Here is a 15774-nt window from a genome sequence, read left to right on the forward strand (position 1 = left end):
GCAGCAATATGATGCGATTTTTACTGGTTTGTGTACTGATGTTGTGCGCGATGCCAAGTTGGGCCTCAATTACTGATTATGTAGTTAAGCAATGGAATATAAAAGATGGATTGCCCTCGCAATCGCTAAAAAGTGTAGTGCAAGATCAGCAAGGTTATATGTGGCTGGGCACTCAGTTTGGCTTAAGTCGATTTGACGGCACTACATTTACAAACTACAACACGCAAAATAGTCCTTTTTTACCTAGCAATGGTATTAATAAACTCTTAGTTGATGCTAATGGATTGTTGTGGATTGGAACTAAAAGTGGTTTGGTGGTCATTAACCCAGCCACTTTTGCAGCGCAAGAATTTAATATTAAAGGCCCTGTAAGAGACATACTTGAAGACTCCAAAGGCAGTATTTGGATTGCAGCTAATGGCTTATATTATGTTGATAGAGGTCAGGTAGATTTACGCACTCAAATAAATGGGCCTTTGCCTATTGTTAACGCCACTGTAATTACTCAGATAGTTGGCTCTGTAAGTCAAATGGCGCTCTCCCCAGAGGGAATATGGCTAGTTAATGATCGTCATTTATTACGTCTTACTAAGAGCTCCTCTGATTTTTCTAAACTACGCTTAGAGCTTACCGCAAAAATATCGCTACCAGAGCGATTAGCACAAACGATTGTTCACGACCTGTCTTTTTTAAATGGAAACTTGTATTTAGCGTCTGAACTCGGTGCTTACTTTTTAGATTTAGATGACGAGCTACGATCATTTCCACTGCCTAATACGAATAACTCTGCCGTTTATAAATTTATGAGTGATACTGATGGTGGCTTGTGGATTTCGACCTATGGGCGATTACTGTTTAGAGATAAAACAGGTGAGTGGCAATGGGTAGAGCCAAGTCAGCTTGACCAAAGTATATGGTTTGCTGACATGTTTAGAGATGACAAAAACAACGTGTGGCTTGCAAGCTTTAGCGAGGGTTTATGGCTTGCTCATGAAGGGCGAGTCGAAAGGCATTCTGCTGTATCGCAAATGACAGAGTCGGTTATGGCTATAAGCCAAGCTCCAGATGGAAAGCTGTGGGTGGCTAATAAAAGCGGCATTGGTTATTTTGATTTAGATAAAAGCTTTATTAATTTACTACCAAGTAGCAAGTACGGCCGTGCTTCCGTTCATGACTTACAATTTGACGGAGATCGCTTATATATAGCAACTGGGCGTGGGTTATTTGTTTTTGAAAATAATACTCTTTATACCGTACCTGGGCGAGCACTGCGCGATAACCCAGTGTTTGCAATTAGTCGCTCAAGTAAAGGCGGCTTTTGGATTGGAACTGGTCGTGGTTTATATCGCTTAAACTATGCTGGCTTAACGCCTTTTGCATACAATGCTTTTTTAGGTAGTAAGTTTATTACCTATGTATTAGATAAAACAAACTTTGGCGTAATTGGTACGAGTAAAGGTGCGTATTATTTTACTGATCGCGGTATCGAAAAAATAGGCGATCAAACCACACTCGAAAGCGCATATGTAACAAGCGTGCTGCATATTGATGGTGTAGGTATTCTAATTGGCTCGCTAAACGATGGCCTTTTTTATAGAAGTACTCAAGGGCAGTGGCGACAGCTTGATGCCGCTAATGGGTTACCCTATGGCTCAATATTTAGTTTAGAGTACGACAAAACCTTAAAGCATGTTTGGGTTAGTACTATGAAGGGCGTTTATAGAATGCCTGTAGAACAATTTAAAACAGATATAAAAAGTTTAAAAGTTGAAGAGGTTATTTCATCTTTTGACCGCCAGCTAGATGGCAAAGCTAACCAGTGTTGTAGTGGCCTTGGCCACGATGCGGTTGCCGATACAGGAAGCTCTATTTGGTATCCTAGTTTGCAAGGCATAGTAGAAATTCCTAAAGATGTAGAGCTGTTTGGGCTGCTTGCAATAAAACCAAAAATAGAAACAATTACTACGCCGCTTCGTAATTTAACGACTGCTGCACTTGGTAAAAAACCATCACTTGAAACCGATGAACGTGACATAACCCTTACTTATACTGCAATTGACTACTATGCACCTAATAGCATTGAGTTTAGATATAAATTAACAGGTCTGGACAGTGATTGGCGTTATGCAAATACTCGCCGTGAAGCTATTTATACAAATTTACCAGCTGGCTCATTTTTATTTCAGTTAGAAGCTAAGCGTCAAGGTGAAGATTGGACTAAAGCGCAAGAAGCTGAGTATGGGTTTACAGTCCCAGAGCGCTTTGACGAAACCATTTACTTTAGATTGCTAATTACCAGCGGTTTTATCTTATTAATTTATCTAGTGTTCTGGGTGTTTAGAGCGCAGGAACGCAGAAAACAAGAAGCACTCGAAGGACTTATTACAGAGCGTACATTAGAGCTTCGCCAAGCTAACGACAAGCTAGGGCAAGTAAACTCACAGCTTAAGTTAGTAAGCCACTCAGATGAGCTCACGGGCCTTCGTAGCCGTCGCTTTTTGTTCGACCAGCTTCCTAAGGATATAGAGCACTTTCAGCGTAATTCACAATCGCTGCAAGCTCAGGGAAAATCGCTGGTATTAGTAATTATTAACTTTGATAACTTTAGCCGTATCAACGATGCTTATGGCCCAATTGCAGGTGACAGTTGCTTACAGCAAATGGCTGCATTATTAAACTCCCGTACTCAGGGGTCTGATTATGTAGCACGTTGGAGTGGAGACGAATTTTTACTATTACTACGTGACTTTAAGTGTAATAAAATAGATGGTTATGCATCTGATTTATGTAAATCTATAGCCAATAACTCGTTTCAATTACCCAATGGTAAAACAACAAGTATTACGGCATCGATCGGCTGGTCATTTTACCCGTTACCCTTATTAGGCGGCCAAGTTATTAGCTGGGAAACCTCTATTAACTTAGCAGATATAGCACTTCATCAAGTTAAAAAACGCGGTGGTGACGGTGTCGCTAATATTACTTTTGATGAGCAACTAGATGCATTCGAATTTGAACAAAACTCTAATGTTGATCAGCAATTGGGTATTTTACAAAGTAACGGCTTGGCAGATATAAAGGTGTGGATGCGATAATGCCCGACCAATGTTATTGGTCAGGCATGGTGAGGTTAACTCTATTTGTTAAGCCATGCTGGTAATATTGCAACCGACTCTGGTGCTGTAAATGCTGTACTGGCGTCAGCGCTAATATCGCCTCCGGTAATATTTAAAATATCGTTAAAGCGCATAACTACGTTATTTGACTTTTCTGCTACGTATAAATCAGTTCCGGTATACATAATATCAACCGGGTTACCGAGTAAGGTATTTGGGCCGCTAATAGTGGTACTTATATTTACTAGGCCTGATGCCGTTGCAACGTTATTCAACACGTATATCTTTCCATCATCAGCAATCGTTGCACTCCCAACATCTGAGAGTATTAACGAGTCACTTAATGAGTCGTAGTCGATGCCGTGTATATTACTTGGTGCCTCTACAGCTGCGCCTGCGTTTGCAGGGTTTATAAGTCTATCCTCAACTGCAATGTTAGTACTGCCGGCCATTAGTTTGCTTTTAACTTCGTCAAATACAGCAACGGTTCCGTTTGTGAGTGCTACAAAAGCTCGGTCAGTATTTGCATCGTAATCAACATCCCAAGGACGGGCATCGTTTGCAAAAGTAAGCGTCATTAACGGGCTCGCATCCCCTGTGGTACACGTTGAAAATATAGAAATACTTGGAGTATCTTCATTGTTTTCTGCAACTAAAATCATACCGCTATCAGAGGCTACATCAAGACCTTTGGGTGATATAAGACCTGTATTTGAGCCAGTAATAATACTGTCTTGGTTTGTATTATAAGTTTGCCCATCTCTGTTTATTGCGACTTTATTTGAAATAACAATTCCGCCAATAGAGGTTGTACTATTATCGAACGTTGTATAGCTATTTCCTGCTTTATCAAAGGCTACACTTTCGATTGTTTGACTTGCGTTATAATTGCCAATTTCTGTGTTAAGTTGTGAGCTTAGGCGACTAATTTGCCCAGTTGTTTCACCCGCAGTGCTTGGGTTACTGCTTACCGCAACACCTAGAAGTGCCAGGTTAGCGGTATCACTATCAGAAATGTCAGGCATCTCATTTTGCATACCTAGTTTACTAATTGACTCAGGTTTAATTGTTGAAGTGACTAAATCTGGCGTAATATCGCCGCTTTGGCCTGAGAATATATTGCTAAACACAAGAACGGCATCATTTGATTTTTCGGCTACACGTAAGTCACTGCCTTCAAGGCTTATATCTACTGGATTACCAAGCATTGTCGCTGGACCTGCAATACTACGTGCAACGCTTACTAAACCCTCTGCAGTTGAAGCATTATTAATTACAAACAGCGAACCATCGGTTGCGTCTGTGGTACTGCCTACATCAGACAAAACAAGTTTATTAGTATTTGAGTCATAAACAATACCATGAATATTTACAGAGATTTGTACGCCATCATTATTACTAGGGGTAATAGTGCGACTAGGCATTGCAGCAAATTCACCACCAACAAAGTTATCGTAAACGGCTACATCGCCATTTGTAAGTGCTACGTAAAGACGGTCGTTAGATTCATCATAATCAACATCCCACGGTGCAGCTTCTGTAATGGTTGTTCCTAGAGGAGTTGCATCTCCAGCAGCTGTAGCGCCAAAAGTCGTTACTTGCATAGCACCAAAGTCAGCAATAAAAATAAGGCCACTTTTTTGTGATACAGCTATTCCTTTAGGGTTTACCAGTGTTGTGTTAGTACCTGTTATTTCACGATCTGTATTGGAGGTAAATTCTGCACCGTCAGCCCGATTTGCAAGCTGACAAATGGTTTTTATACTGGCACTTTCGCTTGCTTGTAATAAATTACCAAGGCTATCAAATGCAACACCTTCGTTAGCAGTTGTATTAAAGGTTTTTAGTTTAGAGGTATTTTGGTTAATTAAATCAATGGTGCCAGTATTACTCTCGCCATTGTTTGCTAACACAAATGTTGCTGATGCAAAACCTGGGCTGCCATTTGTACCGTCGGTCCCGTTTAGTCCATCGGTGCCTGCAATACCATCTACGCCGTTCTCACCGTCGTCTGAGCTACAGCCTGTAATGCCGATTAATACTGCAAGTGTTAAAGCTGAAAAACTAAGCGTATGTTTAAGCGTATTTTTTTGTGCAAAATGAGTTATTAAATTAGCTTTATTCATCATTTTTACCTTTTAAATATTCCATTAAATTTAGGTAAATAACGCGCTTGCTTATATTGCATAGACTAAGCGGCACCGATTATTTACATGTTAACCTCATATCGATAACGGCTTAAAAGTAAAACTGGATGCAAAAGAGTTAATATTAAAAATAAAAAAGGAGCCTTAAGGCTCCTTTTTAATAAATTTAGTAAATAGATTAAGCGATAAACGATTTAATTGAGCTTAAAATACCTTGCTCACCTAAGCCCATTTCGTCATGCATTTGCGCTTGTGTACCGTGCTTAATAAATTCATCAGGGATACCTAAATTGAGTACGTGAATACGGGCTTTAATACTTGCCAGATATTCATTAACTGCAGATCCTGCACCACCACTAATAGCATTATCCTCTAGGGTAACAATTACATCATGGCTTTGAGCAAGCTCATCTAAAAGTGTTGTATCAAGCGGTTTAATAAAACGCATGTTAACAAGCGTTGCGTTTAATTCATTCGCTGCAAGCTGGGCGTTTTCGAGTAATGTGCCAAACGACAAAATAGCAATTTTAGCACCTTGTTTAACTGTACTTGCTTTACCTACTTCGATAAGTTGCATATCGCTTTGAATATCTGCAGTACCGGCACTTCCGCGAGGGTAGCGTACAGCTACAGGGCAATTAGCTTTGTAACCTGTGTACAACATTTGACGGCATTCATTAGTATCGCTAGGTGCCATAATAACCATATTAGGTATACAGCGCATAAAGCTTAAGTCATAAGCACCTTGGTGAGTTTCACCGTCAGCACCAACGATGCCTGCACGGTCAATGGCAAATAGTACCGGTAAGTTTTGTAGGGCTACATCGTGAATAAGTTGATCGTATGCACGTTGTAAAAAGCTTGAGTAAATAGCAACTACAGGCTTTAAACCCTCACAGGCTAAACCTGCGGCAAGAGTTACAGCGTGTTGCTCAGCTATAGCTACGTCAAAATATTGCTCTGGGTGTTCTTTTGAAAAGCGCACCATGCCTGAACCTTCGCGCATGGCTGGTGTTATTGCCATCAGCTTGCTGTCTTGCTCGGCCATATCGCACAGCCAATCACCAAATACTTTTGAAAACGTAGCGGCGCCGGGTTTAGACTTAGGTAAGCTTGAAGTGTTCGGGTCGAATTTTGGTACACCATGATAGCCAATAGGATCGGCTTCTGCTGGCTTATAGCCCTTACCTTTTTGCGTTTTTATATGTAAAAGCTGTGGGCCTTTTAAATTACGCATATTACGAAGCGTATCGACGAGCATGTTTACATCGTGCCCATCAATAGGACCAATGTAATTTAGGCCTAACTCTTCAAAAAAGGTACCAGGTATAACCATACCTTTAAGGTGCTCTTCCATTCTGCTGGCAAGCTCTTTTACTGGCGGCACGCCAGAGAGTAACTTTTTACTGCCTTCACGAATATTAGTATAAAAACTACCTGACAAAATACGTGCAAAGTGATTTGTTAATGCGCCAACATTTTCAGAAATCGACATTTCGTTATCATTTAAAATAATAAGCATGTCTGATTTTACGTCACCTAAATGATTCATCGCTTCAAAGGCCATGCCTGCAGTAATAGCACCATCGCCAATAACTGCAACGGTTTTACGTCCAACGCCTTCTTTTTTTGCAGCTATAGACATACCTAATGCTGCTGAAATAGATGTGCTTGAATGCCCTACGCTAAAAGTATCGTATTTGCTTTCATCTCTAAACGGGAAAGGGTGCAAGCCGTCTTTTTGACGAATAGTGTGCATTAAATCACGACGACCAGTTAATATTTTATGTGGGTAGGCTTGGTGTCCAACATCCCATACAACACGATCTTCTGGTGTGTTATATACATAATGTAGTGCAACTGTTAGCTCAACTGTTCCTAAACCAGACGCTAAATGACCGCTACTTTGCGATACTGAGTTGAGTAAGTAATCGCGCAGCTCGTTGCTAAAAGCAGGAAGTTTATCTTGCGCTAAATCACGCAGCTGTGCTGGTTCGTCAACCAAATTAAGTAATGGATACTTGCTACTATCAAGTGTCATGGTTTTATATATATCCTTCGCTAACATTAATTAAAACAAAGCGTTTATGAGTAATTAATGTTGAGTAATAATGTCAGTGCTAATTGCAATACGCTAAAGCGGTTATTAATGGTCACGCTCAATAAGGTAATTTGCTAGCGACGCAAGATGTGTTGTGTCAGCATCTATTTTTGCAAGCGCTTCGTGGGCTTGCTGTATTAAATTTTGCGCCTTTTCTTTAGCGCCTAGCATACCTAATAACGCCGGATATGTCGCTTTATTCGCGGCGATATCTGACCCTTGAGGCTTACCTAAAATAACAGTGTCGCCCTCAACATCTAAAATATCGTCGTGCACTTGAAAGGCCAGCCCTATAGCATACCCAAAAATGCTTAAGTTTTCTAAAGTTTGTTTATCGGCATTTTCGCTACACAATGCACCAAGTGTAATAGCACAGTTAATGAGTGCACCGGTTTTTAGTTTATGTATACGTTCAAGTTCTTGAACGGTAACTGCTTTATTTGTTGCTGCAATATCTAAAGATTGACCACCAACCATACCTTCAAGGCCTGAAGCTTTGGCAAGTTGGGCGATTATTTTTACTTGTGTTTGTGAAGAGCATGCAAATTGGTGGTTTGCAATTAACTCAAAGGCGAGAGTTTGTAATGCGTCACCTGCTAAAATAGCATGCGCTTCACCAAACTCTATATGGCAAGTAGGGCGACCACGGCGTAAATCGTCATCATCCATTGCAGGTAAATCATCATGGACGAGCGAGTAGCTATGAATACATTCAATAGCGCCTGCCAATACGTCTAAATCTTGTTTTTTAGCACCTAGCATTTCGCCGGTGGCATACACTAAAAATGGGCGTAGTCTTTTGCCACCATTAAATAATCCATACTCAGTAGCACTTTTTATTGCTTGCTCTGTATCGAGAGGTTGGTCAAAATGCTGTTGTAAAGTAGCTACGACATCTTTTTGAGCACGTTCAATATAATCTTTAATGCTCACAGCTATTCCATATCGTTATCAAAGTTTGTAAGTGCAGACTTTTCGCTGTTACCCATCAAAATTGATACTTTTTGCTCTGCTTGCTGTAATTTTCCTGATGAGGCACTCGCTAATGCAATTCCGCGTTCAAATTGTTTAAGGGATTGCTCAAGCGATAAATCACCTTGTTCCATATCACTAACAATTGTTGATAATTCTTCTAGTGCTTGTTCGAAACTTAAGTTTTCAGGTTTTTTAGTCGCCATCTTTATTTCAGCTTAAATAATAAATTTTGGGGTCAATTTTAGGGGGAATGCTAAACTAGGTCAAAGGATGATATTGGTTTTTTATCTTTACGACATTAAATTATATTTAATTGCATTAATAGCGCCTTAACAACACTCTTAATAGATAATAAATTAGGCTGCACATATAACTTGATCTAAAATAGTGCTAAAGGCTACTTTTTATGTTTATTTATAAAAATGGCTTAAGCAATTCAGTATGTTGCCGATAAGCAGATAACAATAAAAGTTTATTATAAGGCATTGAACATGAAACCTCTGGAGGAAATGTGGATTTAGCAACCATAATCGGGATCCTAGGCGCAATTGGCTTAATTGTCATGTCTATGTTTATGAGTAGTAGCGGTGAAATGGCTATGTTTGCCGATGCTCCTTCAAGTGTCATTGTATTTGGCGGCTCACTATTTATTGTTTTATCAAATTTCACCATGTCTCAATTTTTAGGCATAGGCAAAGTGGTTGGTAAGGCATTCATGTTTAAAATAGAATCCCCTGAAGAGCTAATAGAAAAAGCAGTAGAACTTGCTGATTCAGCACGTAAAGGTGGTTTTTTAGCCCTTGAAGAAGCTGAAATTCCTAATCCATTTATGCGTAAAGGCGTAGATATGCTTGTTGATGGGCACGATGCTGACGTTGTGCGTGCCACACTTCAAAAAGATATTTCTTTAACCACTACTCGCCACGAAATGGGCGCGGGTTTATTTAAGTCACTTGCTGATATAGCGCCTGCTATGGGCATGATTGGTACACTTATTGGCTTGGTTGCTATGTTATCTAACATGGACGACCCTAAAGCAATTGGACCCGCAATGGCTGTAGCACTATTAACTACTTTATATGGTGCGTTTTTAGCAAACGTTGTAGCAATTCCCATCCAGGTAAAACTCGAACTACGTAAAGACGAAGAAGCAATGAACCAACGTTTAATTTTGGATGCAATTTTAGGTATCCAAGATGGTCAAAACCCAAAAGTAATTGAAGGTATTTTGAAAAACTACTTAGCTGAATCTAAACGTAAAGTAGATACCGAGGAGTAACCATGTCTGATCAAGAGTGCAAATGCCCACCACCAGGCTTACCTGCTTGGATGGGAACGTTTGCCGATTTAATGTCATTATTAATGTGCTTCTTTGTACTCTTGCTTGCGTTTTCAGAAATGGATGTACTTAAATTTAAACAAATAGCAGGCTCGATGAAGTTTGCATTTGGTGTGCAAAATAAAATAGAAGTAAAAGATATCCCCAAAGGCACGTCTGTTATTGCCATGGAATTTACCCCAGGTAAACCAGAGCCAACCCCCATAGAAACCATTCAACAACAAACTGTAGAAATGACCCAGCAAATGCTTGAGTTTCAAGCCGGTGATGAAAGCTCGGCCGGTGGTAGGCAAGAGCAGCGAGGAGATAAACGCGGAGGGGAGTCGCGTAGCACTTCGCAAGAACAATCGTCAGAGCAAGCAACTTCAGCGGCGGATCAAGAACAAACAAATGAGTTGGTTAAAAAAATAGCGCAACAACTCGAAAAGCAAATTATAGATGGTGCAATAGAGCTTGAATCTTTAGGGCAGCAAATTATTATTCGTATTCGTGAAAATGGCTCATTTCCCTCAGGGAGTGCATTTTTACAACCTAAGTTTAAACCTATCATTCAAGATATTGGTGTGCTGTTAAAAGATGTACCTGGCGAAATTACTGTTTCGGGACATACCGACGATTTTCAGGTTTCAAATGAGTTATATATTAATAATTGGGACTTATCGTCAAAGCGTGCTGTAGCAGTCGCAAGCGAGCTGCAAACAGTGCAAGGGTTTGATAAAAACCGGATGATGGTAGTAGGGCGTGCCGATACTCGCCCACTTGTTCCAAACGATTCAAATGAAGATCGCCGAAGAAACCGTCGAGTAGAAATATCAATCTTGCAAGGTAAGGCTAAAGAGTCTGATCCTATTGATGTGCGATAAGTTATTGCTTTGTGTTATATCTCATTACATTTGCTTTAATTTAAGGTACTTAATTACCTAAGTATCTTGGCAATTTCATCATTTTAGCTTACAGTACATTTCCTTAACATATGTAATGGAGTGCCTGTGAAAATAATCAATAAATATTGCGACATGCCTGGTAATGGTGATGGTACTGATGACGATACAAAAACAAAATAGGGCAGAGTATTTTGCCTGAATGGTTTTTGTATATTGTTAGTATTTTAAGTAAAAGCTGGGTTTTAATGCTAAGCCCGGCTATTTTTATATTTTTTGTATTTAAAGATCGCCTAGCCTTTCGATTTGTACTACTTACCGCAGCTTTTTTCCTCCTTGGTAACCTAACTGCTTCAAGCCTAAGAGCGTTTGATGACATTTATATTTATCGTTATTTAGTTTGGGCGCTCACAGATATTATTTGGATGGCACTTATAGCCTATTGGGGGATAAAGGATAAAGTTTATTTATGGCAATGTGTTATTGGGCAACTAGTTGTTATTGGCGCACCTATATTACAGCTATTCCGATTAGTTGATCGCCACTTGTGGGATTTAGCTTACAGTACCGTTATTTATCAAACCCTAATGCCATTTATCAATATTGCCACGGTGGTTGTATGCTATTTACCTTTAATTATCCTTTTCACTAAACAAGGCAGTGTAAGGTCAAAAAGAGAAAACTCCTCACCTTTAAAATAGTTGTGCTAAACTACTGTTTATATAAACAGTGAGTGAGCGGCTCCCATGAAACTCTACATTGCAGAAAAACCATCATTAGGCAGAGCAATTGCCGATGCCTTACCAAAACCACATAAAAAACACGATGGGTATATAGAAGTAGCTAATGGTGATTGTGTCTCGTGGTGTATAGGGCACTTACTTGAGCAAGCAGAGCCCGATGACTACGATGAGCGCTTCAAAAAATGGCAATTTGAACACCTTCCTATTGTACCTGAGCAGTGGCAGCTAAAGGCTAAAACGAAAACTCGCAAGCAATTAACTATTTTAAAAAAGCTAATTAAACAAGCATCAGTGTTAGTTCATGCTGGCGATCCCGACCGCGAGGGTCAACTTTTGGTGGATGAGGTAATAGAGCAAGCCAAAATAAGCAAAACTAAAAAGCAAAGTATTCAGCGTTTACTAATAAGCGATTTAAACTTAGCAGCAGTTAAAAAAGCACTTAGTAGTATGCGCTCTAATCGCGAATTTATTCCACTTAGTGTGTCAGCACTTGCACGTTCACGAGCGGATTGGCTTTTTGGTATGAACCTTACTCGGGCCTATACTTTAGCGGGGCAAAAAGCTGGTTTTGGTAATGTGCTATCAGTTGGGCGCGTTCAAACTCCTATTTTAGGCTTAGTGGTTAACCGCGATAACGAAATAGCTAATTTTGTATCAAAACCATTTTATGAAGTGTTGGCGCATTTAGTTACTCCAAAGCAGCAGTTATTTACAGCTAAGTGGGTGCCGAGTAAAGCTTGCGAGCCTCATCAAGATGAAGAAGGGCGGGTATTAAATAAAGCACTCGCCGAAAATGTAGCTTCGCGTATAACTAATCAAAAAGGAGAGGTAACTGCACTTGAACAAAAACAAAAAAAACAAAGTGCACCTTTACCTTATAATTTATCTTCACTTCAAATAGATGCTGCAAAGGCATTTGGTATGGCTGCTCAGCAGGTGCTTGATATTTGCCAAACACTTTATGAGCGCCATAAATTAATTACTTATCCTCGTTCAGATAATCGTTATTTACCTAAAGAACATCATTTAGATGTGCCTTCAATTTTAAAAGCAATTGCAGCTAATGGCGGACAAAACACTGAGTTTGTGAATGGGGCTGATGCTAAAAAACGCAGTAAATGCTTTAACGATTCAAAAGTTGCTGCGCACCATGCAATTGTGCCCACAGCAAAGCAGCTAAAAACTGCAAACTTAGCTTCTGAAGAAACTAAAGTGTATCAGCTTATATGTAGGCATTATTTGATTCAGTTTTACCCAGACTACATTTACAACGAAACTAAAACTGAGATAACAATAGCTGGTGGTTTATTTAAAGCCAACGCAAAGCAAGATGTAAGCTTGGGTTTTAAGGTGTTAATGGGTAAAGGCGAGCTAAAAGATGAAGCAACATTACCTCATTTAGCTAAAGGGATGGCGCTTAATTGCACTAAAGGTGAGGTTGTTGAAAAGCATACTACACCTCCATCACATTTTACTGATGCAACATTGTTGGCTGCGATGACCGGGATTAGCCGTTACGTTAAAGATCCACAAATTAAAAAAGTATTAAAAGAGACCGATGGTTTAGGTACTGAGGCTACACGTGCAGGTATTATTGAACTGTTATTTAGACGTCGCTTTTTAAAGCGTGAAGGTAAGGCAATTAAAGCAACCGAAACCGGTTTGGCGCTTATTAGTGTTTTACCACAAGGCCTAGCAAGTCCCGACTTAACGGCTAAGTGGGAGTCGAGCTTAGGGGATATAGCGCAACAAGCAATGAGTTATCAGCAGTTTTTACAGCCATTACTTACAGAGCTTGAAAGCTTTGTACAGCAGGCAGCTAATTGCGATAACCAAGTATTTTCAAAGCTACCTAAAACACCTCCTAAAAAACGCTTTTCTAAGCAAGGCAAAAAAGCGCCATATAAAAAATCAAATTATAAAAAGAGCTCAGCGACTACTTAATAGCTGAGCTCTTGAGTACTGCTTGTTAATTATTAAATAAAGCAACTGCAGCGTTACTCATCGCTTTTATACCTGTAGGTAGCGCCACTTTATAATCGGGTGCAAACTTACTTGAATGTAATGAAGGGAGTGTTTCGTTATTTTTCATCGCTTTTGCATATTGTTGTTGGTTAACTCCGCCTAACCAAAATAAAGTAATAGGGATGTTTTCATCTGTTCTGCCGTATAATCCAAAGTCTTCACCAGCCATAACCGCTTTTGTTTCAAGTACATTAGTTGCGCCAATTGCATCAGCAATAGCACTTCTAACTACATTGGTTTGCTCCGGGTTATTGTAAGTAGATGGTATAGACTCATTTTCATGGACATAAACAACAGGGTAGAGTGACTCTTCAAGCCCTGCACTTTGAGCAATACCCGCTGTAATACGTTTTATTGCCGCTATTTGAGCTGTACGAACGTCAGGATTGTAACTTCTTAAAGTAAGTTGTAGTTTTACTTCATCTGAAATTACATTATGTTTTGAACCACCATGAATAGAGCCCACAGTAATAACTGAAGGTTCAAGTGGAGAAAGCTCACGACTCGTAATTGTTTGAAGTGCTAATACAGTTCGTGCAGCAATAACAACAGGGTCAACGGTAGTATGCGGGTAAGCGCCATGGCCGCCTTTACCTTTTATAGCAATATCTACTGAATCAACACTTGCCATAGTATACTCATTTTTCATTGATACCTTACCTGCAGGCACACTGGCACTTACGTGTAATGCAATGACGTGGTCGGGTTTTGCATATTTACTAAATAAACCTTCATTTAGCATTGCTTTTGCACCACCGCCAACTTCTTCTGCGGGTTGAGCAACCATCATTAACGTGCCTTGCCATTTATTTTTATGGGCAATAAGTTGCTCGGCTGTACCAATAAATGAGCTCATGTGAATATCGTGACCACAGCCATGCATAACACCTACATTAGCGCCGTGCTCATCTATAACTTTTACTTCAGACGCATACGCTTTACCAGTTTGCTCAACAATAGGTAAGCCATCTGTATCAGTGCGGATCATAATAGTAGGCCCGCTACCATTTTTATATATTCCAACCACACCAAAGCCACCTACGTTATCAGTTACATCAAAACTAAGCTTAGATAACTGAGAAGCTATTTTTTTTCCTGTTTCTTCTTCATGGTAAGAAAGCTCAGGAGATTGATGTAAATCGAGGTAAAACTTTTCTATAGCAGGCATCGTTTTTGATAAGTTTAAATCAAGTGGTTGCGCGTTTAGTATTGGACTTGCTAATAAAAATGCTGCACTTAAATAGGTAAATTTCATAGTTTCCCTCGTTGTTTAATATCTATACCACGTGATTTATAGGTATATGACTTGTAATTATTATGTTCACCACCATATAAAAACCTAAATAAATGAATATGGCAATAAATTCAATGAGCAACATCGTTAGTATCAACGCACAAAATCTACAGCAAGTACTTGGTGAAACATCACAGCAAAAGCTGGTTTTATTAAACTTCTACTCTCCGCAGAGTCCAGAATGCATTAGCCAATTATCAATACTGGATAAATTAGCGGGCGAATATACTGACTATATTGTAGTAGCAAACCTTGATTGTGATGCCGAGCAAGCATTAGCCTCTCAGTTAGCGCAACAAGTAGGGTTACAAACATTACCTACGCTTGTGCTATTAAAAGACTCTGCACCGGTTGATCTGTTAGCGGGAGCGCAAACCGAAAACCAAATAAGAGAATCACTAGGCAAGCATTTACCAGCTCAGCAAGATTTATTATTAGAGCAGGCTAAGCAAGCTTTATTAAAGTCAGATCTAAATGCTGCATTTAACTACGCAAAACAGGCCTATGAAATTGACAATAAGAATGCTCGCATAAAATTGGTGCTTGCAGATATATGTATACAAATTCATAAATTAGATGATGCCCAAGCATTGATTGATACAATTGATGCACAAGAGCAAGATGCATACTTTCATAACATAAAGGCAAAATGCGAAGCAGCTATAGAGGCAACTGATTCTCCAGAAATAAAAGAAAAACAATCTCAAGTTGAAAAATACCCAAATGACTTAGAGTTAAAAGAAGAGCTAAGTATTTTACTTAATGAAGCAGGCAGAAAAGAAGAAGCATTAGATGTACTATTTAAAGTGCTGCAAAAAGATTTGAATTTCAATGAAGCAAAACCAAACTTTTTAGCCATTATTGCCTCTTTACCGGATGGCGATGCACTTGCAGCAAAGTATCGTCGCAAGTTATATAGTATTTTATACTAGATTTTAATAACTGTTACTGTTGAGAAGCACCTATATAAGGTGCTTTTTTCATTTTTAAGGATTTGATTAAAAGCTTTAGCACGGGTTTACTATGTATAACCAAGAGTTATCAACAGGGTTTTGTGGGTAACTTGTGTTTATCGTGTGTGCTTGCTTGGGGTTTAATTTTAATTACTATTTTGTGTAAATAACGCTTGCGTAAGAATCGAATCTCCCTCGAA

Annotated in this window: 11 protein-coding genes; 6 read left to right on the forward strand and 5 right to left on the reverse strand. The window is 39.4% G+C overall.

The window, feature by feature from the left end; all coding sequences use genetic code 11:
- Window positions 1-8: 8 nt before the first annotated feature.
- On the forward strand, window positions 9-3095 hold the full coding sequence (locus tag J8L71_RS12270; RefSeq protein ID WP_211000777.1) for a ligand-binding sensor domain-containing diguanylate cyclase: 3087 nt from the start codon (window positions 9-11) through the stop codon (window positions 3093-3095).
- Between the two features lie 41 nt (window positions 3096-3136).
- Here J8L71_RS12270 and J8L71_RS12275 read toward each other — a convergent pair whose 3' ends face one another.
- The 4 genes from J8L71_RS12275 to J8L71_RS12290 form a co-directional block, all read right to left on the reverse strand.
- A complete protein-coding gene (locus J8L71_RS12275) occupies window positions 3137-5242 on the reverse strand; it encodes a hypothetical protein (protein ID WP_211000790.1) in 2106 nt (701 codons plus the stop codon).
- A gap of 199 nt (window positions 5243-5441) precedes the next feature.
- Window positions 5442-7304: a 1-deoxy-D-xylulose-5-phosphate synthase gene (gene dxs, locus J8L71_RS12280; RefSeq protein ID WP_211000778.1), complete on the reverse strand. Its 1863-nt coding sequence runs from the start codon at window positions 7302-7304 to the stop codon at window positions 5442-5444.
- A 105-nt stretch (window positions 7305-7409) separates the two neighbouring features.
- Window positions 7410-8297 (reverse strand): (2E,6E)-farnesyl diphosphate synthase, encoded by an 888-nt coding sequence (ispA, locus tag J8L71_RS12285; protein WP_211000779.1) that lies wholly within the window; start codon window positions 8295-8297, stop codon window positions 7410-7412.
- A gap of 2 nt (window positions 8298-8299) precedes the next feature.
- Entirely contained in the window at window positions 8300-8542 is a 243-nt protein-coding gene (locus J8L71_RS12290) for an exodeoxyribonuclease VII small subunit (RefSeq protein ID WP_058548002.1), read from the reverse strand.
- A 308-nt stretch (window positions 8543-8850) separates the two neighbouring features.
- Between J8L71_RS12290 and pomA the strand changes: the two genes are divergently transcribed.
- The 4 genes from pomA to J8L71_RS12310 all read left to right on the forward strand — a co-directional run bounded on the left by pomA (window position 8851) and on the right by J8L71_RS12310 (window position 13246).
- Window positions 8851-9618: a flagellar motor protein PomA gene (gene pomA / locus J8L71_RS12295; RefSeq protein ID WP_058548001.1), complete on the forward strand. Its 768-nt coding sequence runs from the start codon at window positions 8851-8853 to the stop codon at window positions 9616-9618.
- 2 nt (window positions 9619-9620) lie between these two features.
- Window positions 9621-10541, forward strand: a complete 921-nt coding sequence (locus tag J8L71_RS12300) for a flagellar motor protein MotB (protein ID WP_002961733.1) — start codon at window positions 9621-9623, stop codon at window positions 10539-10541.
- Between the two features lie 212 nt (window positions 10542-10753).
- The gene (locus J8L71_RS12305; RefSeq protein ID WP_211000780.1) at window positions 10754-11260 is read left to right on the forward strand and encodes a hypothetical protein; all 507 of its coding nucleotides are present in this window, start codon (window positions 10754-10756) and stop codon (window positions 11258-11260) included.
- A gap of 45 nt (window positions 11261-11305) precedes the next feature.
- Complete coding sequence (locus J8L71_RS12310) at window positions 11306-13246, forward strand: DNA topoisomerase III (protein ID WP_211000781.1); 1941 nt, start codon at window positions 11306-11308, stop codon at window positions 13244-13246.
- A gap of 25 nt (window positions 13247-13271) precedes the next feature.
- Here the strand turns inward: J8L71_RS12310 and J8L71_RS12315 are convergent, their stop codons facing one another.
- Window positions 13272-14582 carry an amidohydrolase gene (locus J8L71_RS12315; protein ID WP_211000782.1) on the reverse strand — a complete coding sequence of 437 codons (1311 nt, stop codon included), beginning with the start codon at window positions 14580-14582 and terminating at the stop codon, window positions 13272-13274.
- Window positions 14583-14695: 113 nt separating this feature from the next.
- Here J8L71_RS12315 and J8L71_RS12320 point away from each other — a divergent pair, with 113 nt between their 5' ends.
- A complete protein-coding gene (locus tag J8L71_RS12320) occupies window positions 14696-15553 on the forward strand; it encodes a tetratricopeptide repeat protein (protein ID WP_211000783.1) in 858 nt (285 codons plus the stop codon).
- The last annotated feature ends 221 nt before the right edge of the window (window positions 15554-15774 follow it).

Source organism: Pseudoalteromonas sp. MMG007 (genome assembly GCF_018100985.1).
Lineage (GTDB): Bacteria > Pseudomonadota > Gammaproteobacteria > Enterobacterales > Alteromonadaceae > Pseudoalteromonas.

What these genes read in the sequence shown, in the direction of transcription:
- J8L71_RS12320 (WP_211000783.1), top strand. Translation starts at nt 14,696, where the DNA reads ATGAGCAACATCGTTAGTATCAACGCACAAAATCTACAGCAAGTACTT.
- J8L71_RS12315 (WP_211000782.1), bottom strand. Translation starts at nt 14,582, where the DNA reads ATGAAATTTACCTATTTAAGTGCAGCATTTTTATTAGCAAGTCCAATA.
- J8L71_RS12275 (WP_211000790.1), bottom strand. Translation starts at nt 5,242, where the DNA reads ATGAATAAAGCTAATTTAATAACTCATTTTGCACAAAAAAATACGCTT.
- J8L71_RS12310 (WP_211000781.1), top strand. Translation starts at nt 11,306, where the DNA reads ATGAAACTCTACATTGCAGAAAAACCATCATTAGGCAGAGCAATTGCC.
- J8L71_RS12270 (WP_211000777.1), top strand. Translation starts at nt 9, where the DNA reads ATGATGCGATTTTTACTGGTTTGTGTACTGATGTTGTGCGCGATGCCA.
- J8L71_RS12290 (WP_058548002.1), bottom strand. Translation starts at nt 8,542, where the DNA reads ATGGCGACTAAAAAACCTGAAAACTTAAGTTTCGAACAAGCACTAGAA.
- J8L71_RS12300 (WP_002961733.1), top strand. Translation starts at nt 9,621, where the DNA reads ATGTCTGATCAAGAGTGCAAATGCCCACCACCAGGCTTACCTGCTTGG.
- dxs (WP_211000778.1), bottom strand. Translation starts at nt 7,304, where the DNA reads ATGACACTTGATAGTAGCAAGTATCCATTACTTAATTTGGTTGACGAA.